The organism is Paenibacillus terricola (assembly GCF_014779765.1).
Lineage (GTDB): Bacteria > Bacillota > Bacilli > Paenibacillales > Paenibacillaceae > Paenibacillus_T > Paenibacillus_T terricola.
Window position 1 is genome coordinate 567,841 of sequence record NZ_JACXZA010000003.1, and the last position, 20,376, is coordinate 588,216.

General features: G+C 51.1%; 15 protein-coding genes. 4 read left to right on the top strand and 11 right to left on the bottom strand.

Going from position 1 to position 20,376, the window contains the following annotated elements; all coding sequences use genetic code 11:
- Positions 1–62 precede the first annotated feature (62 nt).
- The 4 genes from H8B09_RS14545 to H8B09_RS14560 all read left to right on the top strand — a co-directional run bounded on the left by H8B09_RS14545 (position 63) and on the right by H8B09_RS14560 (position 2,821).
- Entirely contained in the window at positions 63–1,109 is a 1,047-nt protein-coding gene (locus H8B09_RS14545; RefSeq protein WP_191204233.1) for a helix-turn-helix domain-containing protein, read from the top strand.
- The gene (locus tag H8B09_RS14550) at positions 1,106–1,468 is read left to right on the top strand and encodes a VOC family protein (protein ID WP_191204234.1); all 363 of its coding nucleotides are present in this window, start codon (positions 1,106–1,108) and stop codon (positions 1,466–1,468) included. The genes H8B09_RS14545 and H8B09_RS14550 overlap by 4 nt, the downstream gene beginning before the upstream one ends.
- Positions 1,469–1,541: 73 nt before the next feature.
- Complete coding sequence (locus H8B09_RS14555; protein WP_191204235.1) at positions 1,542–2,390, top strand: AraC family transcriptional regulator; 849 nt, start codon at positions 1,542–1,544, stop codon at positions 2,388–2,390.
- A gap of 233 nt (positions 2,391–2,623) precedes the next feature.
- A complete protein-coding gene (locus tag H8B09_RS14560) occupies positions 2,624–2,821 on the top strand; it encodes a hypothetical protein (RefSeq protein WP_191204236.1) in 198 nt (65 codons plus the stop codon).
- 862 nt (positions 2,822–3,683) lie between these two features.
- On the opposite strand, the gene H8B09_RS14565 is transcribed toward H8B09_RS14560, so the two are convergent.
- From H8B09_RS14565 to H8B09_RS14615, 11 genes are all read right to left on the bottom strand, one after another.
- Positions 3,684–5,540 (bottom strand): DUF2264 domain-containing protein, encoded by a 1,857-nt coding sequence (locus H8B09_RS14565; RefSeq protein ID WP_191204237.1) that lies wholly within the window; start codon positions 5,538–5,540, stop codon positions 3,684–3,686.
- The gene (locus H8B09_RS14570) at positions 5,531–6,652 is read right to left on the bottom strand and encodes a glycoside hydrolase family protein (RefSeq protein WP_191204238.1); all 1,122 of its coding nucleotides are present in this window, start codon (positions 6,650–6,652) and stop codon (positions 5,531–5,533) included. Before H8B09_RS14570 ends, H8B09_RS14565 begins: the two co-directional genes overlap by 10 nt.
- A 13-nt stretch (positions 6,653–6,665) precedes the next feature.
- Entirely contained in the window at positions 6,666–8,483 is a 1,818-nt protein-coding gene (locus H8B09_RS14575) for a heparinase II/III family protein (RefSeq protein WP_191204239.1), read from the bottom strand.
- A gap of 156 nt (positions 8,484–8,639) precedes the next feature.
- A complete protein-coding gene (locus H8B09_RS14580; protein ID WP_191204240.1) occupies positions 8,640–10,241 on the bottom strand; it encodes a response regulator transcription factor in 1,602 nt (533 codons plus the stop codon).
- Positions 10,234–12,063, bottom strand: a complete 1,830-nt coding sequence (locus H8B09_RS14585) for a cache domain-containing sensor histidine kinase (protein WP_191204241.1) — start codon at positions 12,061–12,063, stop codon at positions 10,234–10,236. The genes H8B09_RS14580 and H8B09_RS14585 overlap by 8 nt, the downstream gene beginning before the upstream one ends.
- Positions 12,064–12,135: 72 nt before the next feature.
- A complete protein-coding gene (locus tag H8B09_RS14590) occupies positions 12,136–13,551 on the bottom strand; it encodes an ABC transporter substrate-binding protein (protein ID WP_191204242.1) in 1,416 nt (471 codons plus the stop codon).
- Between the two features lie 327 nt (positions 13,552–13,878).
- The gene (locus tag H8B09_RS14595; RefSeq protein WP_191204243.1) at positions 13,879–14,721 is read right to left on the bottom strand and encodes a carbohydrate ABC transporter permease; all 843 of its coding nucleotides are present in this window, start codon (positions 14,719–14,721) and stop codon (positions 13,879–13,881) included.
- A 36-nt stretch (positions 14,722–14,757) separates the two neighbouring features.
- Positions 14,758–15,699, bottom strand: coding sequence for a carbohydrate ABC transporter permease (locus H8B09_RS14600; protein WP_191204244.1), 942 nt, complete (start codon positions 15,697–15,699; stop codon positions 14,758–14,760).
- A gap of 882 nt (positions 15,700–16,581) precedes the next feature.
- The gene (locus tag H8B09_RS14605) at positions 16,582–18,021 is read right to left on the bottom strand and encodes a C39 family peptidase (RefSeq protein ID WP_191204245.1); all 1,440 of its coding nucleotides are present in this window, start codon (positions 18,019–18,021) and stop codon (positions 16,582–16,584) included.
- 302 nt (positions 18,022–18,323) lie between these two features.
- Positions 18,324–19,679 (bottom strand): FtsW/RodA/SpoVE family cell cycle protein, encoded by a 1,356-nt coding sequence (locus H8B09_RS14610; protein WP_191204246.1) that lies wholly within the window; start codon positions 19,677–19,679, stop codon positions 18,324–18,326.
- Positions 19,676–20,008 (bottom strand): PadR family transcriptional regulator, encoded by a 333-nt coding sequence (locus tag H8B09_RS14615; RefSeq protein ID WP_191204247.1) that lies wholly within the window; start codon positions 20,006–20,008, stop codon positions 19,676–19,678. Before H8B09_RS14615 ends, H8B09_RS14610 begins: the two co-directional genes overlap by 4 nt.
- Between the last annotated feature and the right edge of the window lie 368 nt (positions 20,009–20,376).

Here is a 20,376-nt window from a genome sequence, read left to right on the forward strand (position 1 = left end):
GGATTACCGTAAAGTGATTGCAACGAACGATATTGTTCAGGTCACAATAGGAGGGCGTTTCTTTGAGGCCTATTAATACTAATCTCAGACAGGAGCACACTGCTGTTATTAATAAACTGGTTGAATATATCGATGATCATATGGAGAAACCGCTTGGACTACAAGATTTGTCGGAACAGGCATTGGTCTCCCCTTATCATCTTCATAGAGTCTTTAAGTCGATTACAGGGGAAACGATACACGCATACCTGAATCGCATACGACTTGAGAAAGCGGCCAGCCAATTGAAATATTCGGAGACGGTTGATATTAGTAGGATCTCCAGACAAGTCGGGTTTGCCTCGGCATCCGTTTTCGCTCGTGCTTTCCGAAACCATTTCGGCGTTTCTGCTAGCGAATACCGTAAATTACATTCTATTAATAGCAATTCATGCGCAGTTAATAGCAAGAATAGTCAACTACGATCCGCATGGCTCGCCTACAATGAGGGTGGCGCCAATGATTTAGAACTGGATATCCGAATAAAAAGAATGCAGCCTTGCTACATAGCGTACACCCGGACGAATGGGAGAGTTCTGGAGAAAACGTTCGAGGAGAACCGCAACCACCTTCAAACGATGGGATCGATATTCGACTGGGCCCGTCAGCACTCTCTCTGGAATCCGCCTTCGACTTCGCTTGTAAGCATGGAGTATCAAGACCCTCGTGTATCCGGTACCCAATATAAGCGAGTGGATTGTGGTCTGACCTTGCCCAAACCGATTGAACCGATTGGTGAGATCGGGTGCCGTCTATTCGCTGGAGGACAGTATGCCGTTCTGCGTATATTCGACACTACTGCGCATGCAAGGAAACAAGTAAAACGATTATGGGAAGAATGGCTGCCTCATAGTGGATTTTATTACACCAGTCAGCCTGTTATCATTCTTCATCAGAATAATCCATCATGGGAACCTTCTCATCGTTACTTTATCGATTATGCAATTCCGATTAATCCGAAGCAGTATCCGGGGAACCATCCTTCACCATATCGTGAGGATATTAGGAAACCGCCTCCCCGTCCCGATTTGCCTATGTTAACCCAATTATTCGAGGAGGAACGATCATGAATTTATCGTTAAACGGTAAGGTTGTCATCTGGCTGCATGTCAGTCGATTCGAAGAGGCAGTGGAATGGTATAAGGAGTATCTTGGGCTGCAGTTAGCCGATAACATGGGGGATATTGCTTTCTTCCGTCTGAACGACGATCTTACAAAGCTGGCCCTGGTGAAATCGAATTTGGACAATCCGAAAACGCACGCGGTGCTCGACCTGCAATCCGATAATATCAAAAAGGCGTATCAACTGCTAAAAGGACGAGGCGTTCGAGTGGACGACTTGGAGAATCCTTATTGGGTTTATCATGAATTCCACTTCTATGATCTAGAAGGTAATAAATTGAGAATTCATGGGTTCTCGAATGACTGACTTTTCCGTGCAGGAAATGCACGGCATTCCTAACGCACCTGCAATATGATTGATCTCGAAGGGAGGGACAACGATGGATTGGCTGGATCGAATGAACAATGCCATGGATTATATCGAAGCAAATCTGGCGGACACGATCTCATATGATGATATAGCGCAGAGAACCTGCTGCTCTACTTATCATTTTCAACGGATGTTTCCGTTTATTACCGGCGTATCTTTATCGGAGTACATCCGACGTCGTCGCCTGACATTGGCAGCATTCGAGCTGCAGACAACAGATGCCAAAGTTATTGATATAGCCATGAAATATGGATACGATTCGCCGGAAGCATTCGCGCGGGCGTTTAAGAATCTTCATGGGATCATGCCAATATCTGCGCGCGATAAGGGCGTTTCTCTCAAAGCCTATCCTCGTATGTCCTTCCACATTTCAATAAAAGGGGATATCGAGATGAATTACCGAATTGAACAAAAAGGTTCGTTTGAAATGTTTGGCGTGCATGGTCTAATAAATTCGAATATGCAAACAGCCTTCGCCGAAGTTCCTCAGTTCCGCAAACAATGCGATGAAGATGGAAGCGTCGATCTTATCAATGAGTCACTGGGACGTTTCGGCAACAACGTATTGCACGCGGCCTTATACGATCACAACGGAGAATCTTTCAAATACATGATTGGTTATCATGTGCCGAAGGGATTCGAAATTCCGGAGCGATGCACCAAGCTTTCTGTCCCTGCATTAACATGGGCAATCTTCCCGGAACCGCAATGCGATTTGCAGCAGCTATGGGAACGAATATATTCCGAATGGTTTCCGACGTCGGGTTACGAACAAATCGAAGGCCCTCAATTCGAGATGTATTACGGCATGCCTGGACATTGGAGCGGCGAAATTTGGATACCCGTAAAGAAGAAATAACTTGTAGTGATCGTCAGAATTTGAAGGCGTACCGCATTCAGCGGCACGCCTTCTCTTCTATCAACGATTAAACTTAAACCAATTGATGTTGAACAGATAACGCCCGCAATACCGCAACCAGACGATCATCCATCCAGTAATTTCGATTGGATTCAAGTGCCATATTTTATATAATGGATATATTCATTGGAACTTCTGTCGCGTAATCTTCATATCCGAAGGCGGTGCTTATAATGAAAGAAAATTTGAGAATGGCGTGGGCCGCAGCCTGGTTTGCGCTTGTAGGTCAGTTGTCGGTATTCGTTGTCTTATCCATCCTTACAGATGAGTGGCGATATGCGATGTGGAGCTTCATGGTCAGTATGATGGCTGGGGTTCCAGGCATCATTGTCACATGGCAGGCGCAGAGGAAATCGAGCATCATCAAATAGGGTCACGCTTAGCATCTGACTAAGATTCTGTCGCTTTCGACAACACAAATAAGAGGACCTGACCACGAGTCAGGTCCTCTTATTTTTACTAGTGCACACATTATTATTGCGGCAATGTCTTCTTCTCGACGATCGTTCCGTCAGTCACAATCCACAAGGATGTTTGTAAAGTGCCCGCTTCTGCACATTAAGACTTATCCGTACGAATTAGCACCCGCCCTCAAACGAAATCTGTTTATGTTGGAGTATCTCGGCTCGTACTCTCTGACCGCACAAACTGAGGGGTGGAGCGCCCTTGTCATGACCGGATCGAACCATGCAGTGTCGTACGCGCCTAACGGATGCCACAGTGGCTTTTCGCCTTCAGAGAGATCATTTCTACATCTAACGGTTCTCAAGAGGGTTATTCTATCAAGACTGCCTTGTTGCGGATGTAAATTGACCAAATAAGTTCAATCACAACCGTTGCAACTGAGAAACCCTCATATTTACTCAAATAAGCACTTTGGCATCCGTTAGCATTCTAGCAGACTGTCGCGGTAATCGGAATGGGATCCATGCTGGGCAAGAGCGGGATCTGAATAGCATAATACTGCGAAGATATAAACGGGCACAGCGCAGAAGCAGCGTTGGTTCGACTAAATATGGCGCAGGTTCAACATAGGGAAAGAAGTATAGGACAGCGCAGATGCAACGTTAGTTCAACATCTTGCAGCTCAGATACTGCGTCGGACATCATAGGAAGAGGGCAGCATCGGTTCAACATCCGGCAGCAAAGGTACTGCAGAGGCCCGCCCGCCCACGCACGTACAGCAAACAGGCTGTCCCCCTAACTCATGGGGAACAGCCTCAAGTTCAAGTTCTACTGTCGTTCTATCGTCACACGCTGACCGAGCGCTCCTGCAATCCGTATCACTCCAAGCTCGATCTCGAGTTGGAAGTTCTCTTTCCAGCTCGCAAGCTCGAACGCTTCTGGCGTTCCTGTCTCGCCATAAACAGCCGAGACGAACCAATGAGCGCCTTGCGCAAGCTTCGACTTCAGCGTCGGAATCGCGGTGCGCGGATGCATCAGGTTCGTGTTGGCTTGCGCATGGATAAGCGCTGCCTCACCATACCCCGCTATGCCTGCAATCCCACAAATCCCGAAGCCGGATCGACCCCCAACCGCCATCTCAGCAGCATCGCGAATCTCAACCAACGACGCATCAATCGGCAGCGCGAAGCCTCCTTCCGCCGCATCCAACTCCCGTGCTGTCTGCACGTGGTGAACGCGTAGATGCCATGGGAGTCCAGGCACAATCCACGTCGTCACTTTCACGTCACGCCAAGGATGCCACGTCGATTTCAGCACACCGCCATCTAGGATCGAAGCCTCCTCGTTCTTCCGACGGACACGGTATATATTGTCCCCCTCGCTAAGCGCAAGCATCGAATCGAATGCGCCTTGCGACAGGCCCCATTCCGCACGCGGAACGCTAAAGCCAAACGACGCGGAATAAGCGAATTTCTCATATTTCGCAGACGTATGCGTATGTTCATTCGTTCCAAGATGTCCGGTGTTGAACGCGGCAGTGTGACCGGTCGCAGCAGAATGAACGACGACCATATGCGGCGCCCGCTGCACCGATACGGTCGGCAGCATAGGCATCGATTCCTCCTCCGCCTGCCAGAACGGATGATCGTCCGGCAATGCCAGCGGCAGGAAGGCTTTCATCGCCCAGTAGACGGAACCTGGCGCGTTATAATTCTCAGCCATGATCAGATTCGGATACGCGTATCCGACCGTCATAATGCCATCGCTGGCGAAGATCGGCTGCTGGAACCACCAGCGCAGATGACGCAGGAACAGTCCCTTCAGCACGCCGTAGGTGTATGTCCCATCTTCTGCGAAGGCCATCGCGCCCCAGAATGCCCCTTGCGAGTAGCGATATGCCATGCTTCGGCCATAAGGAATCGCCTGTCCTTCCCCTGCAAACCAATGGATGAACTGCTCCGCGAACCGGCCCGCACGCTGTTGGAACCGCTCCGCGCGCACCGGATCTTCCGCCTTCATCAGCTTCGCATACAGCAGGGCATAATACTGGATCGCGAACGGCACGTAATAATCGCTGTGCCCGCCTACGCCATCCGCATACCAGCCTTCGTCGAGATAAAACTGTTCGATCCGCTGCAAATTCGCTTCCGTCCGCGCTTCGTCAACCGGAAGGCCCAGCTTGCGGAATCCGATGTTGACGAGCACCTGGAAGAACAGCCAGTTGCAATCGTAGACAGGATGGCGATTAATCTGATTAAGCCAGTCATAGAATCGCTGCTGCGATGCAACGGACAGCCGACCCCAGATCTGATCTGGTACAAGGGCGAGCGAGAAGCCCATCGACGCCATCTCGACGAGACGCTGGTCGTAGTCGCCTACCTTGCCCCAATACTCCGAATGCTCCGGATTCGTACCGTTATCGATCCCCTGGATAATAAGCTGAAGGAACGAATCGTCTTTACCGCCACCAGCGAGGAACGGAACGAGTCCCCACAGAATACGGGAGAAGCCCTCCATCTCCGCAACATCTGCGGAATATCCAGCACCCGAACCGGTTAACTGCAAGCGAGCGCGTCCCTCCGAATAGCGAGGAATTAAAGGCTGTACCAGCTGTTGAAACGCCAACGCCAGATCCGCCTTCGTACGCAAAGGGTTGCTTGCGATAGGCTGCTTGATCACTCCCATGGAATGCTGTGGCCTCCTCTCAGCCTAGCGAGACCTTCGACGAAATAGTAGTCGCCGTAGATGAGCGGCACGTCCATATTTCTGCGTTCCGGATAATGGCTTGTGCCGTGCAAAATCAATCCTTCTTCGTTCACGTCCTCGAACGCGCCATAGTTCCGATACAGCGATTCGAGAATACGTTCGCCAGCCAGACGGTAGCTCTTCGCCTCCGGCTCCGATACCAACTCGGCAATCTTCAGCAAGCCGCATGCGGCGCAGGCGCCAGCTGATGTATCGCGCAACCACCTTGTATCCTCCGGCGCACGGAAATCCCATACGGGCACTGAATCCTCTTCGAGCTGTGACACGAAGAAATGAGCCACCCGCTTCGCTGCATCCAGATAATCTTGGCGTCCCGTATGATGAGCAGCCAATGCGAGTCCGTAGACGGCCCAAGAGGTGCCGCGCGACCATGCCGACTCCGGCGCATACCCTTGTCCGCCGATATATTCAGCCACTTCACCCGTATGGGGATCGAAACGAACGATATGACGAACCGAACCATCCTCTCGGATAAAATGGCGCAGCACCGTACCCATATGCGCGTCCGCAATATGCTTGTAGCGCGGATCGCCGCTCGCGCGCGACGCCCAATACAGCAGCGGTACATTCATCGCGCAGTCGATAATCGCAAGACCTGCATTATCGTCGCCTTCGCTCCATGGGTTCCATGCCCGAATGTAATTGCCCTGCAGGTTGAACCGTCCGACCAAATAGTTCGCCGCCTTGAATGCGCGTCTACGCGATTCGTCGCCGCCGTTGCGCGTATAGTTCGCAACGCTCGTCAACGTCCACATGAAGCCAATATCGTGATCCAGTCGGTAGTAGCCGTCCAGCACTTCATCAAGCCGCTCCTCGCACTGTTCCGCAATCAAGCGGAACTTCTCCTCGTCGCTGCCATCGTGCAGCAGCCAGAGCAGTCCTGGCCAGAAACCGGCCGTCCACCAGCCTGGCTCCTCCAATCCGTATGTACCGCCTTGGCTTGCGTGCGGGAAATTCGCCCCGATTCGCTCGCTCGTCCGCTTAACCTTCGCAACCGTCTTCTCCCAAGCTTCCTGTGTCCAATTCGTCATCGTAACCCATCCTTTATTTGAATTCGAAATGAAGTGCGAATTGCTGCGACCGCTTGGCGCTGTGCTCGGCGATCAGATGAATGCGATAATACGTTTCTTCATGTCCAAAATGGTTCACAAACGGCCGCTCTACAATTGCTGGGCGAAAGAGGCCTGCCTCATAGGTTAGCTCCACCATGTGCTGCCCTCCGGCCAGAACAATGCGCCCATCCTCCGCTAAGCTCGGCTGGCAGCGAGTAACGATCACCTCCGTCACCTGACCCCCACTTTCCCCGAATAAGAAGTTGTCGTTGACGGTCAGCGTCGACTTCTCATCCTTGAGTAGAACGAAGCTCCGCTTGAGAGACTGCAGTCCGCTCTCCGAAGGATAGCAATCCGCAAGCTCCAACGAGAAGTGGTCTTGGCGCTCACCAGTCACTGCTTCGGGCATTCTTGCTTTGCTCGCCCCGCCAACTTGCTGCGGATGGCCGCTCACTATGGGAAGAGAGTGCCCCTGCGCTCCATTGCAATCGTACGTATAACGCCCTTCGCCGAAGTAATCCGCTGTATATTCGCCGCTGCCGAGATCGGCTGCAACCGCAGGGTCGTCCCCCGAGAGCAGAATGAAATGGCCGACGTCAATATGGTTATGCGGTTCATCATTCGACCCGCCTTTCGCCGCGAAGCCGAAGCTCCCGGCGCTGCTTACGCTGCGCGAGATAAACCACTGCGCATCAGGCAAATACCAGCTGCCTGGCTTCCAGTTTGCCTCGCGCCGTGCCTCCGGCCGAAACCAGAGCACATTGCGAAGCGCTGGCGCGAATCGTGCGCAATGGTCGTCCGTGTAGGCAGCGCGCAGCTTAAGCGGCGGATGTTCCACTTCCCCGAAGCGATCGGCTAGATAATCAGACAACCCGATATGAACGCTGACATGCGGCAGCGCATCCGAGAAGTTTGCTGGCCTATCGCCTGCAAGGTAACAACGTTGTTGGAAGAGAGAAACCGCTTTCACTTTGTCTAAAGCGAAGAGGTCCGCATTCCCGTCCGTGGCCCGATTCAACAAATCGGCGAAATATACGAAATAGCCAAAGCCATAATTCCAGTAGCCCGGCCCTTCCAGACATGCCCCGTCTTCCCCGAACCCGGCTAGGTAATGGTTCATCGTTTCGACAGTCTTCACCAGAATCGCCGCTTTGCGGGCTGCGCTCTGCTCGACAAGCAGCGCTGCCGCACCGATCGAGCCTGCGCACACCGCCGCCCAGTTATGCTCCGCGGTTTCCCAGCCGTAGGGGCCATAAGACAGATACGGCACGAACAAGCGGCGGTCAATATGCCCAAGCATCGATTCACGAAGCCGCTCGGGCAGGCGGCTGCCCAGCAGAACGATAATCTCGCTAAGCGCGAATCCGGTCTCGGCCGAGAACAAGTCGATATTGCGGTCGATCTGTTGTCCGCGCATGTGGGCAGGCAGACACCATGTCGGTTCTTCCAGTACGGCTTCAATCGTGCCGATTAGTGCTTGCATATACGCCGGCTTATCCGCATCAAGCAGACTCATCAAGGCAAATGAAGCGAGCCGTCTTCGGCGTTCAAAATATTTACCTTCATACGCCAGTCGGTTGCCTGTTTTCTCAAACCGCTCATACAGCTCTTCCGTCAGCTCCGGCTCAGGCAGATCCAGGAGCCGCTCTGCTTCCTCCCGAATCTCGCCAATCATATCCGCATACAGCGGAGAGGCCGCCATTCCCGCCCAATCGACCAGCCTGCCGCTGGACCGATATAGCGGTTCCTCCTGCAGCGAATGGTCCTTCAACCAGCTCTGCAGCAGCTCCTTCGCCCAGTGATATCGCATAGATCTAAGTCCTCCATTCCATCATACAGCTACTTCCTACCCGCGCCCACTACACGCATTACCGAATAATACGCTGAATTATCCCACACCCTTAGCGAGCAGTGCTATATCTCTCATCACGGGATGCTGTGGCGTTCCACAAAGGTAATATTCGGTTTATCCGCGGTACTCGGTCGGCGTGACGCCAACTTGATTCTTGAAGGTCTTGATGAAATAACTCTGGTTGTCGTAGCCCAACATTTCGCAAATCTCGTTAACAGGGCGATTCGTCTGGTCGAGCAGTTCCTTCGCCCGCTCGATCTTCTTGCAGGTGACATATTCAATAAACGTATACCCGGTTTCCTTCTTGAAGAAGCGGCTGAAATAGCTGGGATTCATATGCAGATGCGCCGATACCTCTTCCAGCGATATGCGCTGTCCGAGATTAAGCGAGACGTATTGGAACGCCTCGGTTATTTCGCGGCGTCTGCTGACTGGCGTCATTTCTTCCCGTGTATGAAGAAACGACTGCAATTGCCCCTTCAGCCATTGGAATAACTCAAGCAGCGTATCGAACTGGGCAATTTCCTTATGCAGCGTCTCCGCAGAGGACGACGAAGGCTGATACAACAGCGCATGAAGCTTCAACCTCAGATCGATGAGCAGCTTCAGCACCCAGTCTCTCACTTCTTCCGACGGGTATCGCGCTTCCTGCATCCGTTTCTCCCATACGGAAGCAATCGCCAGCATCTTCGCCTCATTCTTCTCCATGAGCGCCTCGCGGATATCAGCGCTCGCTTGATCGTACAGCGTGAATAGGCCTGCTCCCGACACCTGTCCCGACTGCCATCTGGCGATCTCGCCCGGCAAGAGATAGAAGCGCTGCTCGACAGCGCCAAGCAGTCCGCAGAGCATCGGCTTCAGCTTCTCTGGATGCTCGCAGCTGCCGCCAATCAGAAAGGCCATCTTAATCTTCAGCACCTGCTCAAGCGTCTGTCCAATCATCCGCAGGCTCTGCTGCACTTGATCATGCACATTCGTCTTGATGCCGGGCTTGAATGCGAACAGCAGAAGCGACTGCCGGTTGGTATAGCCGATATGCACCGTACGCAGCGGCAGCGTGCCGATTATCTCTTCCATTACATTGCTCAGCGCAAAATGCAACGTCTGATCCGAATCGAACCGATGTTTAATCACATCGTAATTGTCGAAACAGCCGATGACGGGCAGCACTTGTTCACCAGCGTGGAACAAACCGTACGCGCCAAATGTTTTCTGCCAATCCGCCATCGACAGCATCGGCTGTTGAATAAAGTCGCGGAATGCCTTCTCCTTGCGCAGTTCCCTCGTCTCATTGACGAGATGCTTCATCTGCACCTGCTCCTGCTGCAGCACACGCTCGCCGTCGAGTCCCGACTTGAACTTCGCCAGCAGCTTCTCCAGATCTTCCGGCTCCAGCAAATCCTTCAGCAGATAATCCTGGATATTCAGCCGCATCGCCTGCTGCGCATACTGGAATTCGCTGTGGCAGGATAGAATCGCGATCCGTACCGAAGGATTCAACTCCTTCATATGGGCAGACAGCGTTAGCCCATCCATCTTCGGCATCCCGATATCGGTGACGAGAATATCGGGCGGTTCCGACTGCGCCTGCTCCCAAGCCGCAAGCCCATTCTCATGTTTACTGCAGAGCGTAAGGCCAAGCGACGTCCAATCAACCGCCTCGGACAACAGCTCGAGCACCGGATAATCATCATCTACGAGCATGACTTTATACATAATGTCTACTCTCCTCTCGCAGCGGAATGTGCATAATGATCCGAGTTCCTTCATTAGGACTGCTGTCTGCCGTCATATCGAATGCATCGCCGAACATGATACGCATGCGCTCGGCTACATTCATAACGCCGATGCCCGACATACCGCCTCTCGGCCGTTCTCCCTTCGCCTCTATCAGAGCCGCGGCGGCAGCAAGCTGCGAAGACAGCTTCGCCAGCGCTTCCGGCTCCATCCCATTCCCGTTATCTTCAACGGTCAGCTCCAGGAACCGCTCCTTCATAACGGTGCGCACGATGATCGTGCCGGCGCTCCGGTTCAACCCGTGGATAAGCGCGTTCTCGACCAACGGCTGAAGAATGAATCTCGGAACCTCGATATGGAACGCTGATGCATCCACTTCGAGCTGCAGCCGAACTTCTTCCTTTTGCCGCAAATTCATCAGATCAACGTAATGCGTCAGCAGCTCAATCTCTTCATGGAGCGTAATCGCATCCTCATCTCGGCTGATCGTCATCCGAAGCAGCTTGGATAAAGAGGCGATCATCTTCGCGCTGTCCGAGTCGCCGCCGCGCATCACTTTCATCCGAATCGAATTGAGCACATTGAACAGAAAATGTGGATTAATCTGCGCCTGAAGCATCGCGAGCTCCGCCTTGCGCTTACGCGCCTGCGTCACGGACACTTCCGTAATCATATCTTTAATCCGGTCGAGCATCTGGTCGAACAGGAAGCCGAGTCTTCCGATCTCGTCCTGCCCGCGAACGCCGGAGCGAACCTCCAGGTTGCCCCGCTGTACGCTCGATGCGACTCGGCCCAGACGAATTAACGGCTTCGTAAACGCTCTCATAAGTACCAAGAGCAGAATGAGAAAGACGAAGAACGAGACGATCTGGAACGTGAATACTCGACTGAAGATAGAGCTGATATTAAGAATCGCATCCTGATACGGCTGCTCCGCTACCAGATGCCAGTCATTGAATGAAAGCTTCGACGTCGTGACAAGAAGCTTCTGCTTGCCATCCCGCATAATCTGAGAAGCTGGCGTTAGTCCATCCTCATTCAGCAGATCGCGATATTGAAACGGTGAATTAATGCGTTCCCCATGCGAGGAGGAAATGATCGTCCCTTGGCCATCGACCAGCATGACGTCCTGCCCGCTTGTAAGTCCATTGAATATCTTGCTGATCTTGGTCTCCATCATCGTGACGATGACATAACCATAGATCTTCGAGCTCTCCAGCCGCAATGTGCGCGCAACTGAGATTTGATACGGGTTATCGATTCGATCATAAGGGAATACGGTCGGCGTCGACCCGACCCAATACGAGCGTAAGCCCGCCAAACCTTCCAGCTGCTGAAACCATGACTCTTGCTTGAACTTGAGCGGATTGAATTCATCCTTCGAATAATTCGTGAACGTCGCGCCGTTCGTCAGAATGATTGTAATATAACTTTTCTCGCCGATGTAGGTAAGGCCTTCCAGCTGCTGCATAATGCGGCTCGTTGCCGTAAATCGGTTGTACGGGTCGGCGGTAGACTCCGAACCGTCTGCGATTCGTTTCAAGGTGCTGTTAATATCGGTATTGACTTGAATATAATTCGCTAGGTTGAGCATCCCCTGCAGCAAATTGTTGACTGATCCTCTGACAAGCTGCATCGCATCCTCACTGTTCGAGCGCGCCTGCTGTTCAACAGCGTCCTTGGTTAGTGCATTGTAGATCAGCATGGTGAAGAGCGCCGGCACAAGAATGCATACGATCGAAGCGAACGACAGCTTCGCACGCACCGTCTTGAAGTAAGAGCCGCGAAGAAGCCGGTACATGGTTCATCCCCCTCGTCTATAGAAAGCAAAAGGGGGACTGGCGAACCGTCCCCTTTTGACTCATTATATCGACTATTTTTTGTTCGCGGCAATGATTTCGTCAACGCGTTTCTTCGCATTGGCAACCGTTGTATCAATGTCCTGCTTGTCGAGGATGAGCTTCTCGTATTCCTCGTTGATCGCCTTATACACTTCGGCTTGATACGAAGCCGGTGCGATGATCTGCGATGCTTTGGATTTGACGAGCGTATCGACGAGCGACGCCTTGTCGACGAGCTCTGGATTCTTCGTGCCGCTAAGGATCGTATCGATGATGCTCGCCACTTGGTCCGAATTCACGCCGTTCCATGCTGGAATGTTCTTGCCTTGAACCACTTGGCCCTCCGTTGTGTACCAACGAACGAATTGGTACGCTTCTTCCTTATGCTTCGACGTATCGGACACGGCTACATAGTCCGTCGTCACTGGCGTCAAGCCCGTCGGATCGCTTGCGTTGTTCTTAGGGAAAGGTGCGACAGCGACGTGGAACGTAAGCGGCACTTTATCCGTTCCGCCGATCTCCGTATTCATCCAAGAGCCGATCGTCAGCATGCTTGCCGACTGGTTGAAGAACTGGTTGCGATAAGCAAGCTTCTGCGAAATCATATCCGAATAAGGAACGGAAGACTTATCTTCCTTCTCCATCTTCACGCGCAGCTCAAGCGTTGCCTTGAAGTTCGGATCATCCAGGTTCGAGGAACCGTCTGCCTTCAAGAATTCCGAACCTTGCGGCTGGTTCTCCATCTTCAGCTTCAGGTACTCCATCCATCCGCCGTTCTGCGGGCCGTGGAAATAAGTGCCGTAACGTTTGGTCGCGCCTTCGCCTTTCGTCAGCTTCTTCGCATAGTCCGCATAGTCGTCCCATGTCCAGTCTGTTGGTACCGTTAGTCCCGCTTCGTCGAGATGATCCTTGTTCAGCAGCACGTACCATGGGTTGAATTTGCCTGGTAGCGCATACACTTTGCCGTTCAGATGGGTGTCGACTTTGTAGTCCTCTTCAACCTTGTAGCCATCCTTGGTGATATAGTCATCGAGAGGTGCCGCCATGCCAAGCGCTACGCGCTGAGCATAAGCAGCCGCGTCACTGAACATGAGAATGTCGATCTGCTCGGAGGAGGCTGCAGCAAGATCCAGCTTCTTCGTCGCTTCCTGCGTATCGCCCTTCTCGCTCAGCTGTACCAGCTCGATCGTTACGCCTGGATGAGAGTCTTGATAAGCGGTGAGCGTCTTCTTCCAGTTGTACGCTTCTTCGGTGCCGTACGTGTAAAGCCTGAGGTTGACGGGATCGCTCTTCTTCGTGTCGTCCGTCGTGCTCGTATTGCTTGTCGTGTCTGTACTGGCATTCGTATCTGTCGTCTTCTTCGTGTCATCGGTTTTGTCGCTGCCGCATCCTGCGAGCAACCCTACTACCATGACGCTTGCCAGGCCTGCCGTCCAAATTTTCTTCATCTTGCTGCCCCTCCTAAAAGTTTTTTGTGCAGCTTCCATGCGTGATCTACTTGTAAGCAAAAAACTTGCATCGGAAGCATACGCTTTGTTTTTTGTGCAGCTTCCATGCGTGATCTACTTGCAAGCAAAAAACTTGCATCGGAAGCATACGCTTTGTTTTTTGTGCAGCTTAGCTTCCTGCGTAATCTGCTTGCAAGCAACAAACTTTCGTTCGCACTAGCTATGTTTTATCTCTTACGGGTTTGATTATAGGGAGCATCCGGCATCGCGTGATGCAAGTATTTTTACTTATTTGCAAATAATTCGACTTTTTAGCGTTATCTTACATCAACCTTTTACGCCACCCAAAGCGATGCCCTCGATGACGCTCTTCTGTCCGATGATGAAAATAATGAGCAGCGGCAGAATTGCCGACACCGCTCCTGCCATGATCAGCGAGTAGAACTCGCCGCTGAGCGACGTGAACTTCTGCATGGCCAGCGGAATCGTAAACAGCTTATCGCTGCGCAAGAAGATGAGCGGATTCTGATAGTCGTTCCAAGTCCAGATGAAACGGAGGATCGCATAGGTTGCAACGGCTGGTTTGACGAGCGGCAGGCCGATGCTCCAGAAGATGCGGAAGTGATTGGCCCCGTCCATTTTGGCAGACTCGATAAATTCCTGATGCACCCCCATGAAGAACTGGCGCAGCATGAATGTTCCGAGCACACTGAAGCTTCCTAATAGGATAAGGCCAATATGGCTGTCGAACAAGCCGATCTGCCGGTACAGGATGAACTGCGGAATAAGAATCGCTTGGCTCGGCACCATGTACGTCGCGAGTACGATCAAGAATACGTAGTTGCTGCCTTTGAAATGGATCTTCGAGAAGCCATAGGCGGCAAGCGCGGATACCAATGCCGAGATGGCAGTTGTCGATACGCTGACCTTGATGGAGTTCAGATAATATTTCCAGAATGGATAGTCGCCCGCCCATACTTCCTTGTAGTTGGAGATGGCGTTCCATTCCTTCGGTATCCATTGGATCGGGTAGACGAATACGTCCTTCTCGATCTTGAATGAGGTGACGAGCATCCAGAAGAACGGCATCAGAAACAGAAGACTGACAGCGAACATAAGCAGCGTCAAGATAAGCTTACGCCAGTTCTTCGCAGCGAGAGTGGTAGGCATACGGCCGTTACGCTCCTTTCTTCGAGCATTTATCGTTTAGTAGTTCACCCATCGCTTCTGCGCCAGCCACTGTCCGAACGTAATGAGCAAGACGAACAGGAACAGTACTGCAGCGATGGAGGAGGCGTATCCGACCTTCAAATTGACGAATGCCGTATCGTACAAATACCAGACCATCAGCGAGGTCGAGCCGATCGGCCCCCCTTGCGTCATAACCGCGATGATGTCGAACACTTTGAACGTCGCGATCACGCCTGTTACGAGCAAGAAGAACGATGTTGGCGACAGCAGCGGGAACGTGATGCGGCGGAATTTGGTCCAACCGTCCGCACCGTCGATGTCAGCCGCTTCATAGAGATCCTTCGGAATCGACTGCAAACCTGCGATGTAGATAATCATGTTGAAGCCTATCGAGGTCCAGACGACGATCATCATGATCGAGATGAGCGCATACTTCGGATCGGCAATCCACATCGGCGGATGGCTGATGCCAATCGCCTTCAGCATCTCGTTAATCGGACCATACGATGGCTGGAACAGTACCTGCCATACGACTGCGACCGCTACAATGCTGGAGATGTATGGCATGAAGTAGGCAACCTTGAAATAGCTCTTGAGGTAAACATGACGGTCAATGATTACCGCTAGCACCATCGAGATCAGCATGTAAGCCGGAACCGTGAACAGGAATAGGAAGTTGTTGCGCACCGAGCGAATGAACTGGTCATCATGCAGCAGCTTCTTGAAGTTGCCAATGCCGACCCAGTTGATCCCGTCCCAGCCCTGCACGAAATTCCAGTCGGCGAAGCTCAGCACGATCGTCGCAATGATCGGTATCAGCACAAGCACGAACACACCGATGAGCATCGGACTGATGAACAGCCAGCCGGCCAAGTTCTCTCCGGTCGACAGCGACCACGCCTTCCTTGGCTTCTTCTCAAGCCCGCCTTTCACAGCGGCTTGGGTTGGAGTCTCCATAACGAACACCTCTAATTCAATGAGTAGGATGTGATGTTGTCTTCATTATAGGAAACGGGCAGGCGGTGCCGATGACGGTATTTTGATCTCTTATGCGACAAATTTGACTTCTTGCTGGAGGAGGAGGGAAAAGAGTAAGAGGTGGAAACGGAACATAGAAAAAGCCAACCAGAAAACTCTGGCTGACCTAATAGTACGAGGAAGCTCTCCCGGGTGGGAGAGCTTTGGATGTAGAGAAACGGTATTCGGTCCGATTACCTGCTGCTTCTTGTCCGTGCACTCGTCGGCTCATACTCGACCTGACCAGACATAACCAGACCAGACATGACCTGTCCTGTCCTGTCCTGTCCTGTCCTGTACTCGCTAACGGACTATAGTGACGCTATTCGATCTATAGAGGTCAGTCTGTCGTGTAGCGGACTGAGCGGGCGCTATTCGGCACTTCGTCGGCTCAAACCGCCGATTTGCTGCTCAATAGCGTCACCTGTGTCCGTTAGCACCCCGATAGGTGCGTTTTGCACACAATAGCGCCTTTCTGGTCCGTTAGCAATCGACTCCTGCTTGTCCGCACACTCGTCGGCTTATACTCGCACTGACCAGACTTAACCAGACCTGACCTGTACTGTACTCGCTAACGGACTATAGTGACGCTATTCGATCTATAGAGGTCAGTCTGTCGAGTAACGAACTGAGCGGGCGCTATTCAGCTCATACTCGTATCAAACCGCCGATTTGCTGCTCATTAGCGTCACCTGTGTCCGTTAGAGTCCCAATTGGTGCGTTTTGCACACAATAGCGCCTCTCTGGTCCGTTAGCATTCTACTATTGCTTGTTCGCAATTACCTCGTCACCACCTGCATCGACTGACAGAGTGACGAAACTCTATACCAACATGTTCATCGCAATAATATGCATGTTCGTGCATACCGGCAATTGAATGGAGTCTATAACACCATCTCCGTCAAAAGAAACCGTAACGCGGAATAGATAGGCGTCGCTCATGTTCAACCCTTTATTTTTATTGACCAAGCTTAGTTTCATCTCAATCGATTCGTTATAGCTCGGCTCGGTTACGATATCCGATAGGATAAAAGGGTACTTCTTCACCGTACCATCTTGATGGTTAACGGTAAGGAACGCGCTGCTGTCGCCCCATTCGGAGCAGCCTAGTATCGCAACTCCCTTACAGCGCGTCGGTTCAATAGGGATGACCTGCCCCATACAGGAGATATTGTCATTTCGATCTCGATCGATCGTCGAAATATGGAAGGTGCTGGACTGCAGCTGGCCGCAAGTTACATACACATACTCGCCAGTTCCCGTTATATCAGCCTCGCTAGCCGCTGAGAGCTCATGGGAAAAGCCTTGATTGTTAAGAAGCTCGGAAAGATCAAGCTGCACGTGACGCCAATGTTCCGTAAGTTCCCCCGCTTTCTTCTGTTCTTGAGTCGCCTCGCTTGAATCGAGTGACATCGACACGATCATATGGGCAAGGCCGTATTCCAATTGAACGATATCTTTCGCTTTCGTAATGAAATGGTCTTTCATTCGCGGACTGATCTTCGAGTAAATTGCGGCTTTGGTCAACGCATTCAAGGCTGCTTCCCAATGCGTAATAATGAGATCTAACTGAACAATCATAGCCTGGAGAACCGGATGTTGTCCTACTTCATCGATACAGTGCTGGACGAACTGCTTAAACTTATGTCGATTCAGGATGATATGTGTTTTGATCACCCGATAGAAATTCGTATGCCAGAAGGTTAAGCCCTCTGAAACTTTGCTCCAAATAAAAGATAGATCGTCCGTCCAATATCGTTCCATATCCGATACAAATTGCAGCATCCCGTTTTCTTGCAGAAAACGTTCACCCGATGCGTACAGAAGCTCCAATGATGCTGGACTGTCAACGACCGGCAATAATTTCACGCTGCCGTAATGTCCGCCTGCCGCTTGCTCGATCACCTCAAAAGGAACAACTTCATTCTGTTTACCGAAATAAGGGTCGCATATCGTAAACGTACGCGACTGCCGATCCATTCCGGTGATGAGGCATGAGTGATCATTATGCTCTTTGCCGTACAATTGGTCCCACGGGTTGTAATACGAATCGAACCTGGATATAACGGGAAGATTCTGAGTCAAATTCGATTCTACCAGTTCGAACACTTCATGCGATTGCAGTTCATTGTGCAAGACGATTTCGATTCCGAGCAGAAAGTACAAACACTTCGCTTGAGCGTCCGACAAAATAAACCTCTCGGCTATCGACTTCCCGCCATCCGACGAATCATAATCAAATGTCCATGATTGCGCAAACATCAATCGGTGATCTCTTCCGACATGTTCAGCAATAGAAGCGATGATGTCATCTGTGCAGGTTTGAAAGCTATTTCGGGGAATTGAAGGGAAACACTGCTTACCAATTAGATCGATCTGCATGAACCATAGCCCCTTTGAATCAGCGATTTTTCAAACTCTATTAGTATACCAACGAACTATTAATTAAACAATATATTACATAATTAACAATTGTGTTAATCTAAACTGATATTTATATAAAAACAGACCCCCTATAATGACAGGGAGTCCACGGGGTCCAATTCAACCTCAAATTTCATTCGTCACTTCACGAGTTCATTCTTTTGCCAATAAGAGAATCGGCCAAGCATATCTTTACGCCGATAGGCACCCAGCATAAGTCCAAGCGCCCCCAGCTCGAATATCGTCCAGCTCGACCAATTGACGATTGGCAGCTGAATCCCCATAATCGGCAGCAATCCGATGCACATCAACATCGTCCACACATATTGAACAGCGAATACGGAGGTTAAACCAATGATGATGCTTCTAGCATATCCATCTCTTACTTGCATGCCCATTCTCGCGATCCGAATGATCAACATTAAGGCAAGCAGCGCCACAGCTATACCAAACACCCAGCCTAAGCTATAGACCAAATACGAGAAGGTCATCTCGCTATTAACGCCAGGCAATCGTTCGCTTGGTACTCCAAAGCCATGCCCCCACCAGCCGCCGGCATGGATCGCCTCGATTGAACGGTTCAACATGTATGAATTTCGATCTGTAGGGTGGATGAAAGCCATGTGACGCTCCAATGTAAATAACAGCTTATCTCCCTTCCATATTGGCAGCGCAGTCAGCAGCAATCCCCCCATCGTAATGCCACTGGCAAGGATCATCTTCCATTTCCCTTTAATGAGCAAGAGAACAGAAATGCTAATGATATAAATAAGGAGAGGGCCCATCGCAGGCGCCGCGATGAAGAAACAGGACGGCACAATGATATATATTAAGGCACCCTTCCAGAACTGTCGCAACCGCTGCATATCATCCCCAACCGGCGCGCGAGCCTTTTCCTGGTATAGTAAACCTGCAGCAGCGACAATCAATAGATAAGGCACCGTTGTATAGACATTCCATGTAAACGTCGCAAAGGAGAGATATTTCACTCCATTGATAGCGAAGCCATACCGAAGGGTAATGACCATGAGGAGCAATGTTCCTACATAAAGGAGCCCGGAATACTTCAGCAGCCGTCGATAATCAACGAAATACAGCACGCTCATAGCGGCGACACCGACTGCTGCGAACGATATTTTGCGTAGAATCGATATTTTTCCTTCATCCATGGCACTGTACAACGAGAATAAGGTGATTCCGCCAATGATCATCATACCGACTAGCAGTGCGACAACATCCCATGCCAGCTTCGGCCGATGTGCCGCATTCAACTGCTTCCCTAGCAAGTTCGGATCGCCCATCTGCTCGACTGCAGCAGCAATCGCTTCTTCCTCCGTCTTTCCTGCGTCCAATCCCTCGATGATGCGCTCCTCGAGATGATTCAGCATCTCCTGCCGAATGTCGTCATGTACCGCAGATGCCCGGACCTTACTGCAAATGCGATCGAGGAAGTCCTGAACGAGAGGATGTTTACCTACATCACGTTTCAGGTTCATACACTCCCCTCCCCAACGATACGGGACACGGTGTTGCTGAACAGCGACCATTCCTGCTGCTTCAGTCCAAGCTCTCGGCGCCCTTTGTCCGTAATTCGGTAATATTTGCGTTTGCGGCCGCCTTCTTCATCCCAATAAGACTCGACCAACTGCTCCACTTCTAGCGTATGAAGGATAGGGTACAGCGTCCCTTCCTTGAAGGTGAACAAGCCTTCCGACTTCTGCTCAATCAGCTTCGTCATCTCATAACCGTACAGAGCTTTGCTATCTAGAAGCTTCAGAATCAGGATGACCGTGCTGCCCTTCATCAGTTCTTTGTTGATTCTCATGTTGTGGTTATCCCTCCTTACCATCGTTTATCTATGTATCGGATATCTAGGTATCAGTATACATAAAGACTACTCCGTTTACAAATAAAACCATCACAAGAAAACGAAATTCATTCCATTGACCCCGCCTTCGACAAAAATACAAAGGACCTGTTTATTAAACAGGATGGCAAGACGGCTATTTTGCTCGTCGAGCAGAGTCTTGAATTTGTCCGAAGCGTGGTGACTATTTCTATACATTCTCGATAAAGGCGCTGTTGCTTGGGATGGCGAGCTTCATAGGCTGAGCGATGAAGTGGTGCGAAAGTATTGGACGGTATAGGTGCGGAAGAAAAGGAAGTGGGGATGAAGGAAAGCCCCTCAGCGGG